Annotated in this window: 22 protein-coding genes; 13 read left to right on the top strand and 9 right to left on the bottom strand. The window is 67.0% G+C overall.

Translation table 11 applies throughout. The annotated features are described in order from the left end of the window. Positions 1–89: 89 nt before the first annotated feature. Positions 90–2,153 (top strand): hypothetical protein, encoded by a 2,064-nt coding sequence (locus tag LJ725_RS05675; RefSeq protein ID WP_230549638.1) that lies wholly within the window; start codon positions 90–92, stop codon positions 2,151–2,153. Between the two features lie 13 nt (positions 2,154–2,166). Here LJ725_RS05675 and LJ725_RS05670 read toward each other — a convergent pair whose 3' ends face one another. Continuing rightward, the gene (locus LJ725_RS05670) at positions 2,167–3,210 is read right to left on the bottom strand and encodes a threonine aldolase family protein (protein WP_230549637.1); all 1,044 of its coding nucleotides are present in this window, start codon (positions 3,208–3,210) and stop codon (positions 2,167–2,169) included. Between the two features lie 54 nt (positions 3,211–3,264). On the opposite strand from LJ725_RS05670, the gene LJ725_RS05665 reads away from it, so the two are divergent. Continuing rightward, positions 3,265–4,095, top strand: a complete 831-nt coding sequence (locus LJ725_RS05665) for an enoyl-CoA hydratase/isomerase family protein (RefSeq protein ID WP_230549636.1) — start codon at positions 3,265–3,267, stop codon at positions 4,093–4,095. Between the two features lie 67 nt (positions 4,096–4,162). Further along, on the top strand, positions 4,163–4,528 hold the full coding sequence (locus LJ725_RS05660) for a hypothetical protein (RefSeq protein WP_230549635.1): 366 nt from the start codon (positions 4,163–4,165) through the stop codon (positions 4,526–4,528). A 4-nt stretch (positions 4,529–4,532) separates the two neighbouring features. Here LJ725_RS05660 and LJ725_RS05655 read toward each other — a convergent pair whose 3' ends face one another. The 3 genes from LJ725_RS05655 to LJ725_RS05645 are packed head-to-tail and all read right to left on the bottom strand — an operon-like array spanning position 4,533 to position 7,989. Next, a complete protein-coding gene (locus tag LJ725_RS05655) occupies positions 4,533–5,540 on the bottom strand; it encodes an NADPH:quinone oxidoreductase family protein (RefSeq protein ID WP_230549634.1) in 1,008 nt (335 codons plus the stop codon). Positions 5,541–5,553: 13 nt separating this feature from the next. Next, a complete protein-coding gene (locus tag LJ725_RS05650) occupies positions 5,554–6,756 on the bottom strand; it encodes an acetyl-CoA acetyltransferase (protein ID WP_230549633.1) in 1,203 nt (400 codons plus the stop codon). 12 nt (positions 6,757–6,768) lie between these two features. Next, the gene (locus LJ725_RS05645) at positions 6,769–7,989 is read right to left on the bottom strand and encodes a cytochrome P450 (RefSeq protein WP_230549632.1); all 1,221 of its coding nucleotides are present in this window, start codon (positions 7,987–7,989) and stop codon (positions 6,769–6,771) included. 76 nt (positions 7,990–8,065) lie between these two features. On the opposite strand from LJ725_RS05645, the gene LJ725_RS05640 reads away from it, so the two are divergent. Beyond that, complete coding sequence (locus LJ725_RS05640) at positions 8,066–8,602, top strand: TetR/AcrR family transcriptional regulator (RefSeq protein ID WP_230549631.1); 537 nt, start codon at positions 8,066–8,068, stop codon at positions 8,600–8,602. Next, positions 8,599–9,021 carry a GNAT family N-acetyltransferase gene (locus LJ725_RS05635; RefSeq protein ID WP_230549630.1) on the top strand — a complete coding sequence of 141 codons (423 nt, stop codon included), beginning with the start codon at positions 8,599–8,601 and terminating at the stop codon, positions 9,019–9,021. Before LJ725_RS05640 ends, LJ725_RS05635 begins: the two co-directional genes overlap by 4 nt. Before the next feature lie 59 nt (positions 9,022–9,080). Here the strand turns inward: LJ725_RS05635 and LJ725_RS05630 are convergent, their stop codons facing one another. Then, positions 9,081–9,920 carry an enoyl-CoA hydratase-related protein gene (locus LJ725_RS05630; RefSeq protein WP_230549629.1) on the bottom strand — a complete coding sequence of 280 codons (840 nt, stop codon included), beginning with the start codon at positions 9,918–9,920 and terminating at the stop codon, positions 9,081–9,083. 115 nt (positions 9,921–10,035) lie between these two features. Here LJ725_RS05630 and LJ725_RS05625 point away from each other — a divergent pair, with 115 nt between their 5' ends. Beyond that, a complete protein-coding gene (locus tag LJ725_RS05625) occupies positions 10,036–10,827 on the top strand; it encodes an enoyl-CoA hydratase (protein WP_230549628.1) in 792 nt (263 codons plus the stop codon). A 6-nt stretch (positions 10,828–10,833) separates the two neighbouring features. Here the strand turns inward: LJ725_RS05625 and LJ725_RS05620 are convergent, their stop codons facing one another. Then, entirely contained in the window at positions 10,834–11,772 is a 939-nt protein-coding gene (locus LJ725_RS05620) for a branched-chain amino acid ABC transporter permease (protein ID WP_230549627.1), read from the bottom strand. 43 nt (positions 11,773–11,815) lie between these two features. Between LJ725_RS05620 and LJ725_RS05615 the strand changes: the two genes are divergently transcribed. The 3 genes from LJ725_RS05615 to LJ725_RS05605 all read left to right on the top strand — a co-directional run bounded on the left by LJ725_RS05615 (position 11,816) and on the right by LJ725_RS05605 (position 13,456). Further along, positions 11,816–12,565: a VOC family protein gene (locus LJ725_RS05615; RefSeq protein WP_230549626.1), complete on the top strand. Its 750-nt coding sequence runs from the start codon at positions 11,816–11,818 to the stop codon at positions 12,563–12,565. Positions 12,566–12,654: 89 nt separating this feature from the next. After that, the gene (locus LJ725_RS05610) at positions 12,655–13,056 is read left to right on the top strand and encodes a hypothetical protein (RefSeq protein ID WP_230549625.1); all 402 of its coding nucleotides are present in this window, start codon (positions 12,655–12,657) and stop codon (positions 13,054–13,056) included. Between the two features lie 4 nt (positions 13,057–13,060). Further along, entirely contained in the window at positions 13,061–13,456 is a 396-nt protein-coding gene (locus LJ725_RS05605) for a hypothetical protein (RefSeq protein WP_230549624.1), read from the top strand. Positions 13,457–13,545: 89 nt separating this feature from the next. On the opposite strand, the gene LJ725_RS05600 is transcribed toward LJ725_RS05605, so the two are convergent. From LJ725_RS05600 to LJ725_RS05590, 3 genes are all read right to left on the bottom strand, one after another. Beyond that, positions 13,546–14,520 carry an NAD(P)H-dependent flavin oxidoreductase gene (locus LJ725_RS05600; RefSeq protein WP_230549623.1) on the bottom strand — a complete coding sequence of 325 codons (975 nt, stop codon included), beginning with the start codon at positions 14,518–14,520 and terminating at the stop codon, positions 13,546–13,548. Between the two features lie 101 nt (positions 14,521–14,621). Beyond that, the gene (locus LJ725_RS05595) at positions 14,622–15,452 is read right to left on the bottom strand and encodes an alpha/beta hydrolase (protein WP_230549622.1); all 831 of its coding nucleotides are present in this window, start codon (positions 15,450–15,452) and stop codon (positions 14,622–14,624) included. Between the two features lie 10 nt (positions 15,453–15,462). Then, positions 15,463–16,584: an NAD(P)/FAD-dependent oxidoreductase gene (locus LJ725_RS05590; protein ID WP_230549621.1), complete on the bottom strand. Its 1,122-nt coding sequence runs from the start codon at positions 16,582–16,584 to the stop codon at positions 15,463–15,465. 54 nt (positions 16,585–16,638) lie between these two features. On the opposite strand from LJ725_RS05590, the gene LJ725_RS05585 reads away from it, so the two are divergent. Genes LJ725_RS05585 through LJ725_RS05570 form a run of 4 tightly spaced genes read left to right on the top strand, consistent with a single transcriptional unit; the run spans position 16,639 to position 19,633 of the window. Next, a complete protein-coding gene (locus LJ725_RS05585; protein ID WP_230549620.1) occupies positions 16,639–17,400 on the top strand; it encodes an SDR family oxidoreductase in 762 nt (253 codons plus the stop codon). A 2-nt stretch (positions 17,401–17,402) separates the two neighbouring features. Continuing rightward, a complete protein-coding gene (locus tag LJ725_RS05580) occupies positions 17,403–17,774 on the top strand; it encodes a dihydroneopterin aldolase (protein ID WP_230549619.1) in 372 nt (123 codons plus the stop codon). Positions 17,775–17,786: 12 nt separating this feature from the next. After that, positions 17,787–18,707, top strand: coding sequence for a DMT family transporter (locus LJ725_RS05575; RefSeq protein ID WP_230549618.1), 921 nt, complete (start codon positions 17,787–17,789; stop codon positions 18,705–18,707). Next, positions 18,704–19,633 (top strand): DMT family transporter, encoded by a 930-nt coding sequence (locus LJ725_RS05570; RefSeq protein WP_230549617.1) that lies wholly within the window; start codon positions 18,704–18,706, stop codon positions 19,631–19,633. Before LJ725_RS05575 ends, LJ725_RS05570 begins: the two co-directional genes overlap by 4 nt. Positions 19,634–19,642: the final 9 nt, after the last annotated feature.

Raw genomic sequence — 19,642 nt, 5'->3', positions numbered from 1 at the left:
ATGCTCTCAGTCGTTGGTTAGGGAGCTTTATACACCGGTTCGGGCAACCATCAGCGACGATGAAATCTAGGCTTTGGATCAAGTCTGCCTTGGCAGTAGCCCTGACGATGCCCTGCGCCGCATCGGTTGGCCATGCCCAGGCGCCGGCGGAGCGGACGACGCTCGGGCGCGCGATCGAACTGGTCGACGCGCATCTCGCCAAGGCACGGCAGGAGCCGAACGCCGACCTGAAGCGGCGCCTGGAGATCGAGGGCTATCTCGCGCTGCTCTCGCTCCCGTCGAACCGTCGCCCGTACGAGGCGGCGGACAGGCTGAGAACGATCGACGAGGCGCTGGGCGACAAGCCCGTATCCGGCGATCGCGAGGTGATCGAGGGCGGGCTGAACGTCGTGAAATCGCTGGCCGAGGAACGCGACGACCTGCAGCGCATCTTCCTGGTCGATCGGCAGTATTCCGGGCTTTCCTCAGGCGAAGGCGTCAACCAGCAGTATTTCTGGCAACTCATGCGCGCCAACGATCCCGACGCGATGACCTGGTACTTCCAGTCGATGCAGCCGGGCGTTGGGGAAACTGCGGGCATCGTCAATCGCGGTCTGGGCATCAGCCTCTTGTGCCAGCACGGCTATAGATCGCTCGCCCGGCAGGTGGCCGTCCGTCTGACCGAGCCCGAGCTCGACTACACGATCGGTCCACGATTGGCGGACCTCGGCGCCACGGCCGAGGCTGAGCAGCGGGCGAACCGCACCATGACGCAGACGACTCGCCGCGCGCCCGCGGGGCCGGAGATCCTGATCCGCCTCGCGGTGGCCGCCAGCCGCCGCGGCGATGGCGCCGAGGTGGAGCGTCTCGCACGCAAGGTCATCGAAGCCGTCGAGCCGCGCCAGTTCTCGCCCGAGCGCCGGGTCTCCACGGACTATGGCGATTGCGACTGGACGCTCGGTCGAGACTTCGCGCGGCGCTGGCAGGAACGCAGCGTCTACTGGCAGTCGGCCTTCAAGCTGACGGCCGATCCTTCCGGGACGACTCCGGGACGTCCCTACCTCGTGGCACTCGCCGAGACGGTCGCCGGCGCCGGTGGGGGCGATGGCTCCGTCGAACTGATCGACCAGCTGATCGCCATCTTCGACAAGAGCGCGCGCGAGAACGGCATCGACCTCACCAATGCGGCGATCCTCGCCGCCGGCGCCGAAGGCGATACCGCACGCCGAGAGATCGGGCCGGTCCTCGCGTGGCACTGGACCCGTCAATCGCTGATCCTGGCGCGCCTGGCAGCCGGTGGAGCGATCGACGAGGTTACCGCGAAGGCGCTCAGTCTCGACTGGGCGGTTGGCTTTCTGGCGTCCTATCCGCACTCGGCCCTGGCGAAGCGCATCGGTGACCTCTCCGAGACGGAGCGGCAGAGCGTCGAGCGGATGAATCCCCAGCTTCTTGGCCGTCTCCAGCTCGTCGCACTGGTGCTGGAAGGCCGGATCGCCGATGCCCACGCGCTGGTCGAGTCGGACCCGGCCGCGAGCGAATTCGACGGGTCGCGCATCGTGCCCCTGATCGAGGCCCAGGAAAATGCGGGCCTTCGGTCGCGCGCGACCGCTGCCCTCGACGCCTATCTCGGGGTGTTTCCGGCAAAGGATCTGGCGGCTCTTCGCCTGCTGCTCATGCAGCGGCAGACGGAGAAGGCGAAGACCATGCTCAGGGCTTTCGTCGCCGGCGGCGCCGGAGCCTTCGGCGTCTCGGACATCTTCGTCGGTGTCATGCTGCTGCACGAGCTGGGCGACGACATGGATGTTCCGACGCTGGTGGGCCTCCGCAAAGGTGCTGACGGTATCGAAGCGTCGCGGCGCCTCATCGAGATCGCCGATGCGCTGGCCTGGGACGGAAGACCCGCCGAGATCGAGGCGGCCATCCGCCAGCCGCCCCGGGAAGTCGCTCAGTTGCCCGCCAAGGATATGGCGTGCCTTCGCGATACGCTGCAGGGCCTGCTCGCGGTCTCCCTGGCGCGGCGCGGCATGCTCGAAGAGGGCATCCGGCTGGTCGCCGACCGCAAGCTGGAGCAGCGCCAGTTCTGCTGGGTCGGCCGTGGCTACGACAGCAAGCCGATCTTCGACGTTCGCTTCCTGGTGCAGGAGTGGGTCCGGCGCGGCCACGCCGCGCCGTGACCCGTCGCAGCTGTCAGGCGGCCAGCGCGTCGCTGATCACCTTCAGGGCGCTGTCGATGTCGGCCCTGTTGACGTCGAGGTGCGTCACGGCCCGAATGCGATTGCCGGCCGCGGTGCCCATGCCGACGCCGCGTTCCTTGCAAGCCTCGACCAGCTTGGCCGGCGTCCAGCCGGGCTTGGTCACCTCGAAGAAGACCAGATTGGTCTCCATGCGCGGCACGTCGATCTTCAGGCCCTTGATGTTGGCGATGCCTTCCGAAAGATGGCGGGCATTGTCGTGGTCCTCGGCGAGCCGGTCCCAGTTATGTTCCAGCGCATAGAGCGCGGCTGCGGCGATGACACCGGACTGCCGCATCGAGCCACCCAGCATCTGCTTCTGACGCCAGGCCTCGTGGATGAACTCCTTCGATCCCGCAAGGCTGGCGCCGACCGGTGCGCCGAGGCCCTTGGTGTAGTCGAGCCACAGCGAGTCGACGCAGGCGGCGTAGTCGCTGGCCTTGGTGCCCGACTTGACGACCGCATTGCAGAGACGCGCCCCGTCCATATGCAGGCTGAGGCCGGCCTCGCGCGCGACCTTCGTCACGCCCTGCATGGTGGCAAGCGGCCACACGGTGCCGCAGCCACCGTTCGACGTGTTCTCGATCGACACAAGCCGCGACCGCGGCGCGTTGCGGCTGTTGGGATCGCGGATCGCTTCCTTGACCTGCTCGCCGGTGAAGACGCCGTAGGGACCGTCGAGCATGCGGATCATCACGCCCGCGTTCGCGGCGGTGCCGCCCGACTCGGCATTGATGATGTGGGCGGTGCGGTCGGCGATCACCTCGTCGCCCAGGCGGCAGTGGACGCGGATGGCGATCTGGTTGCCCATGGTGCCGCTGGGAAGGAAGACCGCGTCTTCCTTGCCGAGAAGTTCGCACACGCGGTCGCGCAGGCGGTTGACCGTGGGGTCTTCCATCTTCTGCTCGTCGCCGACTTCGGCATCGGCCATGGCCTTCCGCATCCCGGGCGAGGGCTTGGTCTTGGTGTCGCTGTAGAGGTCGATGAAACGGTTTTGCATGGCGTGTTGTGATCTCCTGCGCCACCATAGCGGCAATCGCCAGAGGGAGGAAACATGAGCCAGTTTGCGGCCCAGCCAACAGCTTCGGCAATGCCCGATGAGCTGCTCTATGCCATCGACGGCGCGATCGCGACCGTGACGCTGAATGCACCACAGCGCATGAACACGATCTCGGGCCCGATGCTGAAGCAGCTCACCGATGCGCTCGTGAAGGCCAACGAGGACCGCGCCGTCCGCGTGGTGATCCTGACCGGAACCGGCCGCGCCTTCTGCGCCGGCCTGAACCTCGAGGCGCAGAACAAGGGCACCGACAATCTGAGCGTCGGCTCGGGCGCGACGCCGACCAATATCGACCTGCGCAACACGCCGCCGCCGGTCCTGCATGCGATGGACAAGCCAGTGATCTGCGCCCTCAACGGCTCGGCCGCGGGCTACGGGCTGGACCTTGCGCTGGGTGCGGACATAAGGGTGATGGCGCAGTCGGCCAAGCTTGCCGCCTCATATGCCAAGCGCGGCGTGCTGCCGGAGTCGGGCGGCACCTGGTACCTGCCGCGCATGCTGGGCTGGGCGAAGGCGGCGGAACTGATCTTCACGGGGCGGACCCTGAACGCCGCACAATCGCTGGAGATCGGGCTGGTGAACAAGGTCGTGCCCGATGCGGATGTCATGGGCGCCGCCCGCGACCTGGCGCTGGAGATCGCCGCGAACGCGCCGCTCGCCATCCAGGCGGCGAAGCGGATGATGCGCATGGCCTGGAACGAGCCCTTCAACGAGCACGTTCATCATGTTTTCCTCCAGCTTCTGCCGCTGATGCAGACGGAAGACATGAAGGAGGGAATCAAGGCATTCCTGGAGAAACGGGAGCCCAACTTCACCGGCCGGTAGCACGTCGATTTCCTCGACGGATTTCGCCGACCTGCCTCCAACGCTTGCCCCACACGGGAGACCCTCGATGAGCCGGATCTTTGCAGCAACCACCGTGGCCCTCCTGTTCGTTGCCGGCGCAGCGCAGGCCGACCCCGTCGTCTATGCCTGGACCGGCTACGGCACGAATGTTCCCGGCAGCGGAAAGTGCCCGACATACAAGATGGTGGTCGAGGTCACCGTGGATGGCGACCAGGTCAGGGGCAGGTTCCAGCAGGAGGGGCGGCCGGAGCGCGTTTTCCAGACCACGCTCGGCAGGAATGGAGCCATCAAGACCGCTGCCATGGTCGGCGGCGGCGGCATGATGGACGTCATCGGCCAGATCAAGGACGGCGATTCCCGGATCAAGCTCGACGGCTACTGCGTCTTCGAAGGCAAGCTGACGAAGAAGTAGGCCGTCATTCCATCACGATCGCGACGCGGCCGGTCACGCTGCGCTCCAGAAGGGCACGCATCGCCTGAGGTGCCTCGGGAAGGGCGAAGGTACGGTCGACATGCGGGCGGCAAAGTCCCTGCTCGCACCAGTCGCGGATTCGCTCCGCCAGGGCAAGCGTGCGATGCGCTTCCTCGAAGCGCGCGTCGTGCGGACTCCAGCCGACATAGTAGCCGTAGTTGAAGCCCGTCACGGCCAGCGTCTTGACCAGCAGGATGTTGGCCGGAATCTGCGGAATGGTGCCGCTGGCAAAGCCGATGGGACAGATGCGTCCGCCCACCGCCATGCAGCGCAGCGACTGGGTGAAGACATCGCCGCCGACCGGGTCGTAGACACGGTCGACACCACGGCCGCCGGTGATCCTGAGCACCTCCTCGCGGAAATCCGTGGCGCTGTAGTCGATCACATGGTCGGCGCCGTGCGCCTTGGCGAACTCCGTCTTGCGCGCGCCGCCTGCGGTGGCGATTACCGTCGCGCCGAGGATCTTGCCGATCTCGACCGCCGCCATGCCGACGCCGCCGGCCGCGGCGTGCACCAGCAGCGTGTGGCCGGACCGCACGTCCAGCCCCTCGGGCCAGGTCAGCGCGCCGGCCGATGTCGGATAGGAAATCGCGAGCTGGATGGCCTCGACGAAGCCCACGGTGCGCGGCTTGGGGAAGACGTTGACCTCGTGCGCGACGACTTCCTCCGCGAGCCCGCCCCAATCGAGCACGGCCACGACCTCGTCGCCCACCCTGATGCGCTTGCATGCCGGATCGACCTCCGTTACGACGCCTGCCGCTTCGGTACCGGGCGCGAAGGGGAAGGGCGGGCGGCGCTGGTACTTGCCCGCAATGACCAGCGTGGTGGCGAAGCTGACGCCGGCCGCGCGCACGCGGATGCGCACCTGGCCGGTCTTCAGCGGGACGGGCTGGATCTCCTCCAGTCGCAGGTCTTCGGGACCGCCCCACTGGCGGCAGATCATGGCCTTCATGAGAAGCCTTCTATCAGGCGCCGAGGGCGCCGACGATGGCGACGGAACAGACGTTGCGCGCCGGGAAACCGCCGAGGTTGTGGGTGAGGCCGAGACGGACATCAGGACGCTGCCGGGCGCCGGCGCGGCCCTGCAGCTGCAGATACATCTCGTAGATCATCCGGATGCCGGACGCGCCGATCGGGTGGCCGAAGCATTTCAGGCCGCCATCGATTTGGCACGGAACCTTGCCGTCCGAATCGTAGAAACCGTCGAGCACGTCCTTCACCGCGCCGCCCTCCGGCGAGATGAACAGGTCTTCCAGCGTCACCAGCTCGGTGACGGAAAAGCAGTCGTGGCATTCCACCAGGCTGAGCTGCTCGCGCGGACGCTCGATGCCGGCTTCGCGGTAGGCACGCTGGGCGGCGACGCGGGCGGTTGCGAAATAGCTCCCGTCCCAGGTGTTGTGTTGTTCCTCCACGCCATTGGAGCCCGCGATCTGGAGCGCCTTGACCGAGACGATGTCCTTCTTGCCGAGGCTGCGGGCGATCTCGGGCGTGGTGACGATGGCGGCGGCCGCGCCGTCGCTCACGCCGCAGCAATCGTAGAGGCCCAGCGGATCGGCGATCAGCGGCGCGTTCAACACATCGGCTTCGGTGATCGCACGCTGCAGATGAGCCTTTGGATTCTTGACGCCATTGGCGTGGCTCTTGACGGAGATGTGGGCCATCGCCCGCTTGAGGTCGTCCCGACTGACGCCATGCTTGGCGCGATAGGCCGAGGCGAGCTGGGCGAAGCTGCCGGGGGCCGTGAGGTTCGCCCACCAAAGCGGCGGCGTCGATCCGGCATTGAGCCCGGGCAAGCCGCCGAAGCCGGTGTCCTTCAGTTTCTCGACGCCAAGCGCCAGCGCCATGTCGCACGCGCCGGCCGCGACGGCATAGACCGCCGAGCGGAAGGCATCGGAGCCGGAGGCGCAGTAGTTCTCCACGCGGCTGACGGGGATGTAGTCGAAGCGCAGCGTCTCGGAGAGCGGCAGGCCCGACTTGCCGACATGGACCTCGTCGAGGCAGGTCGAAAGCCAGGCCGCATCGATCCGCTTGCGCTCGATGCCGGCGTCGGCGATCGCCTCCTCGAAGGCGCCGACCATCAGTTCCTCGGCACCCTTGTCCCAGTGCTCGCCGAAGCGCGTGCAGCCCATGCCGACGATGGCGACCTTATCGCGAATCCCAGAGGCCATGCCGAGATCTCCCTAGAAGAGCTGCACCGGCAATCGCTTGACGCCGCGCAGGATGAGCGAATCGTGCCATTCTGGATCGCCGCCGGAAAGCCGGATGCCTGGAAGGCGTTCCGCGAGCCGGGTGGTCGCGATCTGCGCCTCCAGGCGGGCGAGCGGCGCCCCCAGGCAGAAATGGATGCCGTGACCGAAGGTGAGGTGGGCATTGGGTTCGCGGCCGATGTCGAAACGCTCGGGATCGGCGAAGGCCTCGGGATCGCGATTGGCCGCATTCATGAAGGCAAAGACGCGCTGCCCCTGGCGAATCGTCCTGCCGCCCATCTCGATGTCTGCCCCCGCGACGCGGGCAAGGGCGCCCGAGGGGCCGTCGTAGCGCAGGAACTCCTCGACGGCGCTTTCGGCCAGGCTGGTGTCTGAAACCAGTCTTTCCCACTGATCGCGGTTCCTCATCGCGTACAGAAAGCCGTTGCCGATCAGGTTGGTGGTCGTCTCGTGGCCCGCGAACAGGAGCAGGATGCAGGTGCCGATGATCTCGTCGGTCGTGAGGGCTTCGCGATCGTCGCGCGCCAGCAGGAGGTTGCTGATCATGTCGTCGCGCGGCTCCGCCGTGCGCGCCGCGATCAGGCCGAGGAAATAGTCTGCCATGGCCTTCGCGCCGGCTTCGGCGCGCAGGTACTTGTTGCCGGCAACCTGCGCGGTGCCGATGAACAGGGCGATGTCGTCCGACCAGATCTTCACCCGCTCGAGGTCGGCTCGCGGCACCCCCAGCAGGTCCATGATCACCGAAGCCGGCAGCGGATAGGCGAAGTCGGCGATGTAGTCGACGGTCTCGCCGCGCCGGGCCTTGGCTTCCATGCCGTCGATCAGGTGGGCGACGATGCCCTCGATGCCGGGCCGCAGGTTGGAGACCGAGGTTGGCGTGAAGGCCTTGTTGAACAACCGCCGCAGCCGCGTGTGATCGGGCGGATCGCGGAACACCATCCAGTGATTGAGATAGCGAACCAGGCTGTCGATCGAGCCGCGCTGGTACTCGGCATTGGTCTTGAAGAAGGGCGTCAGCCGGTCCGCCGAAATCTGCCTGTTCAGCGCCACCTGCTTCACGTCCGCGTGGCGCGTGATGATCCAGGCCTTCATGGCGGACGACCAGTGGACCGGATCCTCGGCACGCAGACGCGCGAATTCCGGGAACGGATTGGCGTTGGTCGCGGGGTTGCCGAGATCGAAGGCGTAGGTCACCGGGCGAGGCTAGCGCTTCGCGGTTTACCAAACAAGCGTTTGGTTGGTACAAGGGCCCATGTCCCGAGAGACTTTGATGGCCGTCTCCGCCCGCCTGTTCGCCCGCGGGGGCTTCGATGCCACCTCGATGCGCGACATCGCGGGCGAGGCCGGGATGCTCGCGGGCTCGATGTACTATCACTTCCCCTCGAAGAACGACCTGATCGCCGCCGTCTACGAGCGCGGGGTGGCGGAGATCGGCGGCGCGGTCGATGCGGCGCTGGAGGGACGGCAAGAGCCGTGGGAGCGCCTGGAGGCGGCCTGCATCGCCCACCTGGATTCCCTGCTAGCCGATCGGGCCCATGCGGCCGTGATGACCGCCGATCTCAGCCGGCTCGATCCGAGGCTGCGGCGCCGGCTGGTGAAGATGCGCGACGGCTACGAGCGGCGCTTCATCGGCCTGGTCGCGGCCCTGCCGCTGGCGCCCGGCATCGATCGAGGCCTTTGGCGCCTTCAGCTTCTGGGAGCGCTCAACTGGACCCCGACCTGGTACAGGGCGGATGGCAAGCCGCCAGCGGCTATTGCCCGGGCCCTGGTCGCAGCGCTGAAGCCTTCGGCTACGGAGGCATCATGACCGCGGAAATTAGATACGTGCGGCCGGGCGATGAGGCGCTGTTCGAGCGCGTGGCGCCGGAAGTCTTCGATCATGCCCTGGAGCGTGACCAACTCGCCCGCTATCTCGCCGCGCCCGGTCATTATCTTTTCGTGGCGATCGTCGATGGGCAGATCGTCGGTCAGATCGCCGCCGTCGTGCACTGTCATCCGGACGGTCGACCGACCGAACTCTACATCGACGAGGTGGGTGTGACGCCGGCGTGCCAGAGGCAGGGAATTGCCCGGAGGCTTCTCGACGCCATGCTCGCGCACGGGAAAGAACTGGGCTGTCGGGAAGCCTGGGTTGGTACCGAGCCCGACAATGTCGCGGCACGCGCTCTCTACAGGTCCGGAAGCGGGCCAGCCGAACCCTTCGTCATGTATGTGCTAAGGCTCTAGCCTGCGGGGTGCGCCGCCGGCCGCCTTTGCGAGGCCGCTTCCCGACCACGCGCCCGGTTCTACTTTGCCCACGGTCCGAAGGGCGGCATGTCCTTCGAGGGCTTCAGAGGAAAGTCGGGCGCGCGCTTCTCGAAGAACGACTTGATGCCCTCCTGCGCATCGGCGCCGGCTGCGAGATGGCCGACGCATTGCAGGTCGAGCGTCACGGCGTCGAGCGGATCCTGCGCGCCCCACATGCTCCACATCAGGCGCCGGTTGACCGCCGCCGCCACGGCGGAGGACGTCGCGGCGGCAAACTTTGCCGCCAGCGCCTGCGCCGCTGGCAGCAGTTCGTCGGGCTCATGAACAGAGCGGACGAGGCCGCCCTTCAGCGCCTCGTCCGCACCGAACAGTTCGGCGGTCATCACCCATTCCTGCGCCTGCTGCATGCCGACGAGACGGGGCAGGAACCAGGAACTGCCGGCCTCCATGGCCATGCCGCGCTTGTTGAAGACGAAGCCGATTCGCGCTGTGGTCGACATCATGCGGATGTCCATGGGCAGGCACATGGTGATCCCCACCCCCACGGCGGCGCCGTTGATCGCCGCCACGATAGGCTTGAGGCAATTGAAGATCGCCAGGGTGATCGAATCGCTGGCTTCGCGCTTCTGCGGCTTGTTGCCGTCGTTCCAGACCTGGAAAGCGCCCGTCCCGCCGGAGATGTCGGCGCCGGCGCAGAAGGCGCGGCCGGCGCCGGTGACGACGATGGCACGCACCTCGTCCATCGAATTCACGCGCTGGAAGAAGTCGATGAGTTCTCGGCTCATCGTCGTCGAGAAGGCGTTGAGCTTGTCGGGACGGTTGAGCGTGACCGTCATCACGCCGTTCGCGAGAGCGGTCTGCAGGGTCTCGTAATCCATGGTCGAAGGGCCTCCCGGCGTGTTCCGCCCAGCAAGACGGAATGTCGTTGCGCGACTGATTGGTTTGGGAAACATTCGCCGCAACACTCGCCGACTGCAATCCCGGAGGAAGCCAATGTCGCATCTGATCAAGACCGTCGAAGACGGCGTCATGAAGATCGTTCTGAACCGTCCCGACGCCATGAACGCGCTGAGCCGCGACATGATGCAGGCGCTGTCCGATGCGCTCGAGGAAGCGGCCGGCAGCCGCGCCATCGGTTGCGTCGTGGTGCGCGGTGCGGGCGAGAAGGCGTTCTGCGCCGGCGGTGACGTGAAGTCGATGGCCGCTGGTCGTGATCACGACAAGACCTACGAGGACAAGGTCCACGACATCCGCGAGCGCATGAAGGTCTCCGAGCTGCTGCACGAGATGGGCAAGCCGACGATCGCCATGGTGAACGGCGTCGCCGCCGGCGCCGGCCTGTCGCTGGCCCTCGCCGCCGACATGCGCTTCGTCGGCAAGAGCGCGCGCATGACGACGGCCTTCGCCAAGGTCGGCTTCTCGGGCGACTTCGGCTCGCACTACTTCCTGCACAAGCTGGTGGGCACAGCCAAGGCCCGCGAGCTCTACTTCACCGCCGAGATCCTGAACGCCGAGCAGATCGAGAAGCTCGGCCTCGCCAACCGCGTGATCGACGACGCCAACCTCGATGCCGAGACGATGGCCTTCGCGAAGAAGCTGGCGGCCGGTCCGCGCGTCGCCTGGTGGCACGTGAAGAAGAACATGAAGGTTGCCGAAGAGGGCACGCTGTCCGAGGCGCTCGACAGCGAGGCTGCGCGCATGATCCGCACCGGCGAGACGGAAGATCACAAGGAAGCGGCTCGCGCCTTCGTCGAGAAGCGCGCCCCGGTCTTCAAGGGCAAGTAGGCTCGGTCAAGGACGCTTGTCCTTGAGCCAGGCGGCAAGGCGGGCCAGCGCGCCCGCCAGGCCGCCCGGCAGCGCCACCATGGCGGCGATCAGCAGCAGGCCATAGAGCAGGGCCGAGTAGCCCTTGCCGAGCCCCGCCGTGACGTCGGGGAAGAACTGCAGGAAGAGCCCGCCCAGGATGGCGCCGGCGAGCGAGTGCATGCCGCCGATCACCAGGCCGAACAGCATTTGGACGGACAGCGCGAAATTGTAGCTGCCCGGTCCCACGAATCCGAACTGCCAGGCCGACAGGCAGCCGGCGACGGCGAGGTAGGCGCCGGCGATGCCGCTCGCCGCCGCACGGGTCTGCGGCACGCGAATGCCCTGGGCGGTCGCCGCGAGATCCTGGTCGCGCGCCGCCTTCATGGCGCGGCCGGAGCGGCTGTGGATGAGATTGTGCGCGAGCCAGGTACCGGTGCCCAGGATCGCAACCGCCATCAGGAAAGCCCAGCGGTCGTTGCTGAGCAGGTCGGTCGGTGGCGGCGGGAAGTCGAGATAAAGTCCCTGGACGCCGCCGGTCCAGTGCTCGAGCGGCCGCCAGCGCAGCAGTTGCGGAAAGGCGATGACGACGGCGTAGGTGACAAGGGCCTGCGTCCAGAGCGTGTGCGCGCCGGCGACACGGCCGATGCCATAGCCCGCGGCGAAACCCAGCAGCGGAGCCAGCGCGAGACCGGCATAGGGCGAAAGCGCGGTGTGTGCGGCCAGCATCGCCGCGCCATAGCCGCCAATGCCGAACAGGGCGGCCTGCGCCAGCGAGAACTGCCCGCTCACGCCGCAGACGATCACCAGGCCCATGAGCGCGATGGCCCAGATCGCCGCCTGCGTGAAGCGGAAGACGATGAAGTCCGGCAAGCAGAAGGAGAGGGCGGCCGCTGCCACGAAGCCCATGGTCCACACGGTCCGCATGGGACTACGATAGCCGGTACAACAACCGAATGGGAGCGAAGCAATGAGGCTGAGGCAATGCGTCTTCGTCTGCAAGGACCTGGAAAGCTCCGCCGAGGAGCTGTGCGACATCCTGGGCATCGAGGTCGCCTATCGCGATCCGGGCGTCGCCAAGTGGGGGCTGGCCAATGTGGTCTGTCCGACCGGGCATGATTTCCTCGAAATCGTCTCGCCGTTCAAGGAAGGGACCTCGGCGGGGCGCTATATCGACCGCCGCAAGGGCGATGGCGGCTACATGGTGATCATCCAGGTGCCCGACGCCGCCGCCGAGCGCCAGCGCGTGACGGCCCTCGGGGTCCGCGCCGTGGCCGAGAAGGACCTGCCGGAATACCAGTACACGCACTTCCATCCGTCGGACACGAACGGCGTGCTGCTGTCGCTGGACACGACCTTCGCGCCCAAGGGCACCGATCCGGCCCTGTGGTGGCCGCCGGCGGAGAAGGATTGGCTGAAGCACGCGCGCTCGGACGTCACCAACGGGCTGGCCGGCGTGGAGATCCAGCATGACGATCCGGACGGCGCCGCCGCTTCCTGGTCGCGGATCCTGAACCGGCCGGCGATCGACAACATCATCCGCCTCGACGGCTCGCAGATCCGCTTCGTGCCGATCGTCGACGGACGCGGCCCGGGCGTCTCGGCCTACGACGTGAAGGTCGTCGATCGCGAGCGCGTGCTGGCGGCTGCCGAGAAGCGTGGCCGCAAGATGGGCCCGGCTCAGGTCGAGGTCTGCGGCTGCCGCATTAACCTGGTTTGATGCACGGCGCGCCATCAGCTGATAATGGCGTAACCGATCTGGGCCGCCTGTGGGCAGTCGAGTAGGCTCACAGGCTACGAACAGGGCACATGTACGGTATCCCTCCCTTTGTTTCTGCGCAGCTTATTACCGCCCTTGGGATCGGCGTGGTTGCCGGTGCGCAGATAGGGTTCGGATCGGCACTGTTGACGACCGGCTTGATGTTCGGAGGGGCGGCTGTAAGCGTCGTGATCTCGTCGTTCATCTGGCCAACACAAGAAGCAGCGGGTTGGAAGCTGCTCCTGGTCGCGATGGTCTGCAATCCCCTGGTGTGGTTTGCTCTATTGCTTGCCGGGGCAGGTTGGCATTGCTTTCCCCGCGGAGGCGAACTCTTCGCCTGCCTTGGTCCCATGGTTGCCGTCCTCGTCATTGTCGTTTGCCTGCTGCCACCGTCGGCTGGGTTGCTATGGCGCGCGTGGAAGCGGCGTCGTGGCGGCGTGCGTGGTTTCTGACTCCATGCTGCGGATCCGACCCTTCGTCATGGGCCACCTGGTCGCCGCCCTTCTCGTGGGCGCGGGAGCGGGGGCCTTCCTGGCGGCCGAGGCCATGCTGATCGGTGGCCTCGGAATGCTGGCCGGCGCGATCGTGAGTTCGCTGGTGTGCCAATGGAAACCCGGCGTCGAGGCGCCGGCCTGGCAGCTTTGGGCGGTCGCCGTTGTCGCCAACCCGGTTTTTCTGGGAGCGCTCGTCTTCATGGCCCTCGACTGGCAATGCGTCGTGGGCGTCCAGCGCGGCTGGGGCTGCCTCGTCGCGGCGATGGCCATCATCGTCGCGAGTCTGTGTTTCCTGCCGCCGCTCGGCGGCCTCTTGTGGCGAAGCTGGAAGCGCTACCGCGCGGGACCGCGGTCATAGGAGCGCGCAACTCCAGTTGCGCTCAAGCTTCGTCGAGCATCAAAGAAAGAGCGCAACTGGAGTTGCGCGCTCCCTTGACGCTTCCAGCGCTAAGCCGCGAGCGACTTGGCGAGGCGGCCGCGGATCATCTCCTCGGCTTCGCGGACGATACGCTCGACCAGTTCCTTGCAGGACGGGATGTCGTTGATCAGGCCCATGCAGGTGCCGGCCGACCAGATGCCGTGTTCCATGTCGCCGGTCTCGTAGACGACCTTGCCCTTGGCGCCAGCGACGATCGGGCCGATCTCCTGGATGGTCTTGCCCTCGCCTTCCATCTCGATCGTCTTCTTGGCGACGGAGTTGCCATAGACGCGGCTGGTGTTGCGCATGGTGCGGAGGATCAGCGACGTGCTGCGCTCGTCCGAGGCGACGATCTTCTCCTTCACGTTCTGGTGGATGGGCGCTTCCTTGGTCGCCATGAACCGGGTGCCCATGTTGATGCCCTCGCAGCCCAGCGCGAGTGCGGCCACGAGGCCGCGCGCGTCGGCGAAGCCGCCCGAGGCGATCATCGGGATCTTGATGACGTTGGCGGCGGCCGGCAGCAGCACCAGGTTCGGCACGTCGTCCTCGCCGGGGTGGCCGGCGCACTCAAAGCCGTCCATCGAGATCGCGTCGACGCCGGCCTTCTCTGCCGAGAGGCCGTGGCGGACCGCGGTGCACTTGTGGATCACCTTCACGCCGGCTTCCTTGAGCTTGGGCAGGAAGGGCTTGGGATTGTTGCCCGCGGTCTCGACGATCTTGATGCCGGAATCGATGATGGCGTCGATGTATTCGCCGTAGGGGCGCGGCACGAGCGTCGGCAGGATGGTGAGGTTCACGCCGAACGGCTGGTCGGTCATCTCGCGGCAGCGCTTGATCTCCTTGCGCAGATCCTCGGGCGTCGGCTGGGTGAGGCCGGTCAGGATGCCGAGAGCACCGGCATTGGAGACCGCGGAAGCGAGTTCGGCGCGGCCGACCCACTGCATGCCACCCTGCACGATCGGGTGCTTGATGCCGAACATCTCGGTGAAGCGCGTCTTGATCATATGGACTTTTCCCCCTGGGTAAGTTCCCCAAGCATTAGCGAACCCGGAGGCCGGGGGCCAGCCTACGGATCGCACCGTGGACATCCCGTCCGCGATGCGGATCAGGTGTGGTCGATGAAGGAAATCGTGTCGTCGAGGCTGGGCGCGCGCTTGCGCAGCAGTTCGGAGAAGGAGCCGACGATGTCGATGTGATCGACTTCCGGATAGAGCTTCAGTTCGGCCTTGCCGCCGGCTTTGCGCCAGGCCGCCGCAAGGCGCTCGCTGTTGAAAGGCTTCACCGTCGTATCGGCGGTGCCGTGCAGCAGCAGCAGGGGAGGCAGAGGCGCACGGGCGTATTCGATCGGCTGGGTTTCGCGTCGGTTCGGCCCGCCGAAGATCTCCTGCAGGCGCCGCGACGTGAGGGGCAGGAAGTCGTAGGGGCCAGCGATGCCGATACCCGCCGGCAGCTTCATGCGATCGACGCCTGCCGCCGCGAGATAGGGCGTGTTGGCGACCATCATGACCGAGATGTAGGCGCCGGCGGAATGGCCGGCGACGAACAGCTTGTCCGCTCCCACCCGGCTTGCCGCCCAGGCCGTGGCGGCCGCGCCATCGTCGAGGAAGGTCGGGTAGCGCACCTCGGGATAGACACGATAGTCGGGAATGATGGTGGTGATGCCGCGGGCCGCCAGCGCCTGGCCGACGAAGAGATAATCGCCTTTCGCGCCGGAGTCCCACGAGCCGCCGTAGAAGAAGATCACCGACTTCCCGTCCGCGCGCGGCTCCTCGGGCGTGTAGATGTCGAGCTTCTGGCGCGGAAGGCTGCCGTAGGGAATGTCGGCGTCGAGCCTGTAGCCTGAGCGTGAGACTGTCGTGTTCAGGAGCGCGGCAGGAGAGCAGCCGCCGAGCAGGCCGAGAAGTCCGGCAATGAGGCCTCGCCGCGCCAACGTCATGCAGAGCGGGTCATGCAGAGCGGGCGAGGTCGCGCACCTGCTCGGCCAGTGCCAGCGAAGCGGTGAGGCCGGGCGATTCGATGCCGAACAGGTTGATGAGGCCGGTCACGCCATGCTCGGCGGGGCCGGTGATGGTGAAATCCTGCGCCGGCGCACCCGGCGGCACGATCTTGGGGCGGATGCCGGCATAACCGGGCTGAAGGGCACCGTCCTTGAGGCCCGGCCAGTACTTGCGCACGGCGGCATAGAACTTGTCGGCGCGATGGGGATCGACGCTGTATTCGATGCTGTCGATCCATTCGACGTCGGGACCGAACTTCGCCTGCCCGCCCATGTCGACGGTGATGTGCACACCGAGGCCGCCCGGCACGGGCACCGGGTAGATCAGGCGGGAGAAGGGCGAACGGCCGGTCAAGGTGAAGTAGTTTCCCTTGGCGTAGTACGCGGTCGGAATGTGCTCGGATGGCATGCCCACGATCTTTTTTGCCAGGCCGGGGGCGTGCAGGCCCGCCGCGTTGATCAGCAGTCGGCAACGCAGGTTCATCGGCTCGGTTCCACCGACCTCGATCTCCACGCCTCCATCGACGACGCGGCCGCTCTTCACCGGACTGTTGAAGGCGAACATCGCGCCGTGGCTCTCGGCGTCGCCCTGCAGCGCGAGCATGTACGAATGGCTGTCGACGATGCCGGTGCTGGGCGAGAGCAAGGCCGCGGTGCATTGCAGGTTGGGCTCCATCGCCATCGCCTCGGCGGCGCTCAGGAAGCGCATGCCCTCGACGCCGTTGGCCTCGGCCCTTCCCTTGATCTCGGCAAGCTTCTCGCTCTCGGCCTGGTTGGTCGCCACGATCAGCTTGCCGCAGTTGAGATGCGGCACGCCGTGGTCCTTGCAATAGGCATAGAGCATGCGCCGGCCGGCCACGCAGGAACGGGCCATCAGGCTGCCCTTGGGGTAGTAGATGCCGGCGTGGATGACCTCAGAGTTGCGCGAACTGGTCTCTGTGCCGATGGCGTCGGCCGCCTCCACGACGATGACCTCACGGCCGGCAAGGGCAAGAGCGCGGGCGACGGCGAGGCCGACAACACCTGCGCCAATGACAACGCAGTCGACGGTTTCGAACGGGGACGAATTCATGGTCGCATGCTAGAACCCGCCACTCTTTCAGTCACCAAGGGCGGGTGTCGCAGCATGAAAGGCGCGTTGGTCACGGGGGCGGGGGTACGGATCGGCCGCGCGCTGGCCATGGCGCTGGCGGCCGACGGCTTTTTCGTCTTCGTGCACCACAAGGACTCGGCTGCCGGGGCGCGGGAGACCGTGGCCGCCATCCGAAAGGCCGGCGGCAAGGCGGCGGCGGTGAAGGCCGATCTTGCCTCGGTGAAGCAGACCGAGGCGCTGATCGGCAAGTGCAGGGCACCCGGCGTGGCTCTCACCTGCCTGGTCAACAGCGCCTCGCTCTTCAAGCTGGACCGGGCGCCGACCGCGACGGCGGCCGATTTCGACCTGCACATGGCGATCAACCTGCGGGCGCCGCTGCTGCTCGCCCAGGCGCTGGCGCGGCAGCTTCCCGCCGGCGAGACCGGTTTGATCGTGAACGTGCTCGACCAGAAGCTGTTCAATCTCAACCCCGACTTCCTGACCTATACCCTTTCGAAGGTCGGCCTCCAGGGGCTGACGACCCTGCTGGCGCAGTCCTTCGCGCCGCGGCTGCGGGTGGCCGGCATCGCGCCCGGATTGACCCTGCGCAGCGGTAGCCAGACCGACGCACGCTTTGCCGAGCAGCATGCCGCGAACCCGCTGGGCGTCGGCGTGACGACGGACGATCTCGTCCGCGCGCTCCGCTTCATCGTGGCGACGCCGAGCTACACGGGCGATACGCTGATCGTCGATAGCGGCGAGCACCTGACCGGTCGCCCCCGCGACATCGCCTTCGACAAGAAAAAGAAGAAGTGACCATGGCCACCACCTCCCAGCGACGGATCTTCATCCGCGACCTGCGCCTGCAGGTCTCGATCGGCATCTACGATTTCGAACTGGCCAAGCCGCAGGCGGTCGTCATCAACGTCGATCTGCTGCTGGCGGAGCCCGAGCGCGCAGCCGACGACAGCATCGCCAACGTGCTGAACTACGACATCATCCACGACGGCGTCGTAGCGCTTGCCGGCAGCCGGCACTTCAACCTCCAGGAAACGCTGGTCGAGGCCATCCTCGACCTTTGCCTCGCCCAGCCGCAGGTCGTCGAGGCCCGGGTCTCGACCGAGAAGCCCGACGTCTACGGCGATTGCCGGGTCGGTTACGAGGTTGTCCGCCGTCGCTCTCCGGGCTGAGCGGCGCGGTCGGTGTCTCCTTCCGTCGGTGCGCTGCGCCGCGCCTCCCTCGTGCTGCTGCTGGCGGCCCTCATCTGGGGGTCGATGATCCCGGTGCTGGCGGCCCTGGCCGAGCACTACGACAACTGGCTGCTGTCCTGGTCGCGCTACATCCTGGGCCTGCCGGTCCTTTGGCTGGCCGTGCTGCTCAGCAAGCGGCCAGCGGCGCCTCCTCGCCCGCTGCAGTGGGGGCGGCTGCTGAGACTCGGGACGGCCATGACGGCTTTCTCGGTGCTCTACACGTTCGGCGTCGCGCATGCCCATCCGGCGACCTCGGCGATCGTCCTGATGTGCGGGCCGATCTGGGCGACGCTGCTGTCGCGCGTGATGCTGGGATCAACCACGCCGTCCGGCTTTCTCTTCACGCTGGTGCTGGTGGTCGCAGGCGGCATCGTCGTGGTCCTGGGCACGCCGGGCCGGGCGCCGGGCTCGTTCGGTCTCCAGGGCGGGGAGGGGCTGCTGGTGATCGCCCAGCTCTGCTGGAGCTGGTATTCGATCCGGGCCCAGCAGTGGCTTTCCGATCGCGGCCAGATCGCGTTGTCGGCGCTCACCTCGACGGTCGCAAGCGTGCTTCTCGGTCTGGTCTGCGCAGTCGTCTGGGCGCTGGGCGGCCTGGTCTGGCCGACACGCCCGCCGACGCCGGTCGAGTGGGGCATGGTGGCCTGGATCGGTGTGCTGGGGGTGGCTGTCGCCGTGCTCCTCTGGAATACCGGCGTGTCGCTGGTCGGCGTGCCCGTGGCCTCGCTGTTCGCCAATTCCGCGCCGGTGTTCGCCATCGGCCTCGCGGCCCTGATGGGGCGCGAGCCGAGCTGGATGCAGGTCGCGGGCGGCTTCGTCGTGCTGGCGGGTATCGCCCAGCATCAGATCCGCCAGACGCGCGCGGCGCGGCGATGACCCAGATTGCCGGCCGTGACCGGAACCGCATGCTGGGCGCCTTCGCCGCCATGGTGTTCGTGGGGCTGAGCTGGGGCGCGAACGTGCCCGTCTCCAAGGTCATGCTCCAGCACTTCGACGTCGTGCCGATGCTGGCCGTGCGCACTCTGGCGGCCGTGGCCACGCTGGCGATGGTCCTCGTCCTGGTCGAAGGGGCCGGCAGCCTGAGGATCGACGTCGGCCTGAAGCGCTTCCTGCTGATCGGCCTGATGATGAGCGGCTTCTTCGTGATCTTCACGATCGGCATCCGCTTCAGCAATCCGATATCGGCGGCGGCGGTCCAGGTGGCGGGCCCGCTGGTGGCGGCGGTGACGGTGCGCCTCGTAACCGGCATGCGCTTCGATCCGGGGTTCGGCGTGGCGCTGGCGCTCACCCTGTCTGGTGGGGCCATACTCGCGGCCGGCAGCCTGTTCGGCCGGGGCGCGCTCACGCTCGGCGGCGGCGAGATCGTGGTTCTGCTCTCCAACGCCCTGTGGACCCTCTACAGCCTCAAGGCGCAGGCCTGGTTCGACCGGGCCAGCCAGCTCCACCGCGCCTATGTCGCGTCCCTGTCAGCGCTGGGGTGGATGGTTCCGCTCAGCCTGGCCCTGGTGGTCATCGGCTGGGCGCGGTCGCCCTTCGCGGTGGCCGACGCCTGGATCTGGACGCAGCTCCTGCTCATCGCCGTGTTCGCCAGCGCGATGGGCGCCTATTTCTGGAACATCGGTGCCAGCCGGCTCGGTGTCGCAATTGCGTCGCTCTGGGTCAATCTGGTGCCGTTTTTCGCCGTATTGTGGTCAATGGCGTATGGCTTCATGCCCAACGTCTACCAGATCGTCGGCGGGCTGGTTGCCCTGAGCGGGGTTGTCTACATGCAATGGCGCAAGCTGCAAACGATGAAGCGCTGAGATAGGCTG

Source organism: Reyranella aquatilis, assembly GCF_020880995.1.
GTDB classification, from domain to species: domain Bacteria; phylum Pseudomonadota; class Alphaproteobacteria; order Reyranellales; family Reyranellaceae; genus Reyranella; species Reyranella aquatilis.
The sequence above is the reverse complement of the archived record's forward strand: the minus strand, read 5'-3'. Positions and strand labels throughout refer to the sequence as shown.

What these genes read in the sequence shown, in the direction of transcription:
- LJ725_RS05670 (WP_230549637.1), bottom strand. Translation starts at nt 3,210, where the DNA reads ATGCAAAACCGTTTCATCGACCTCTACAGCGACACCAAGACCAAGCCC.
- LJ725_RS05665 (WP_230549636.1), top strand. Translation starts at nt 3,265, where the DNA reads ATGAGCCAGTTTGCGGCCCAGCCAACAGCTTCGGCAATGCCCGATGAG.
- LJ725_RS05660 (WP_230549635.1), top strand. Translation starts at nt 4,163, where the DNA reads ATGAGCCGGATCTTTGCAGCAACCACCGTGGCCCTCCTGTTCGTTGCC.
- LJ725_RS05655 (WP_230549634.1), bottom strand. Translation starts at nt 5,540, where the DNA reads ATGAAGGCCATGATCTGCCGCCAGTGGGGCGGTCCCGAAGACCTGCGA.
- LJ725_RS05650 (WP_230549633.1), bottom strand. Translation starts at nt 6,756, where the DNA reads ATGGCCTCTGGGATTCGCGATAAGGTCGCCATCGTCGGCATGGGCTGC.
- LJ725_RS05640 (WP_230549631.1), top strand. Translation starts at nt 8,066, where the DNA reads ATGGCCGTCTCCGCCCGCCTGTTCGCCCGCGGGGGCTTCGATGCCACC.
- LJ725_RS05635 (WP_230549630.1), top strand. Translation starts at nt 8,599, where the DNA reads ATGACCGCGGAAATTAGATACGTGCGGCCGGGCGATGAGGCGCTGTTC.
- LJ725_RS05630 (WP_230549629.1), bottom strand. Translation starts at nt 9,920, where the DNA reads ATGGATTACGAGACCCTGCAGACCGCTCTCGCGAACGGCGTGATGACG.
- LJ725_RS05625 (WP_230549628.1), top strand. Translation starts at nt 10,036, where the DNA reads ATGTCGCATCTGATCAAGACCGTCGAAGACGGCGTCATGAAGATCGTT.
- LJ725_RS05620 (WP_230549627.1), bottom strand. Translation starts at nt 11,772, where the DNA reads ATGCGGACCGTGTGGACCATGGGCTTCGTGGCAGCGGCCGCCCTCTCC.
- LJ725_RS05615 (WP_230549626.1), top strand. Translation starts at nt 11,816, where the DNA reads ATGAGGCTGAGGCAATGCGTCTTCGTCTGCAAGGACCTGGAAAGCTCC.
- LJ725_RS05610 (WP_230549625.1), top strand. Translation starts at nt 12,655, where the DNA reads ATGTACGGTATCCCTCCCTTTGTTTCTGCGCAGCTTATTACCGCCCTT.
- LJ725_RS05605 (WP_230549624.1), top strand. Translation starts at nt 13,061, where the DNA reads ATGCTGCGGATCCGACCCTTCGTCATGGGCCACCTGGTCGCCGCCCTT.
- LJ725_RS05600 (WP_230549623.1), bottom strand. Translation starts at nt 14,520, where the DNA reads ATGATCAAGACGCGCTTCACCGAGATGTTCGGCATCAAGCACCCGATC.
- LJ725_RS05595 (WP_230549622.1), bottom strand. Translation starts at nt 15,452, where the DNA reads ATGACGTTGGCGCGGCGAGGCCTCATTGCCGGACTTCTCGGCCTGCTC.
- LJ725_RS05590 (WP_230549621.1), bottom strand. Translation starts at nt 16,584, where the DNA reads ATGAATTCGTCCCCGTTCGAAACCGTCGACTGCGTTGTCATTGGCGCA.
- LJ725_RS05585 (WP_230549620.1), top strand. Translation starts at nt 16,639, where the DNA reads ATGAAAGGCGCGTTGGTCACGGGGGCGGGGGTACGGATCGGCCGCGCG.
- LJ725_RS05580 (WP_230549619.1), top strand. Translation starts at nt 17,403, where the DNA reads ATGGCCACCACCTCCCAGCGACGGATCTTCATCCGCGACCTGCGCCTG.
- LJ725_RS05570 (WP_230549617.1), top strand. Translation starts at nt 18,704, where the DNA reads ATGACCCAGATTGCCGGCCGTGACCGGAACCGCATGCTGGGCGCCTTC.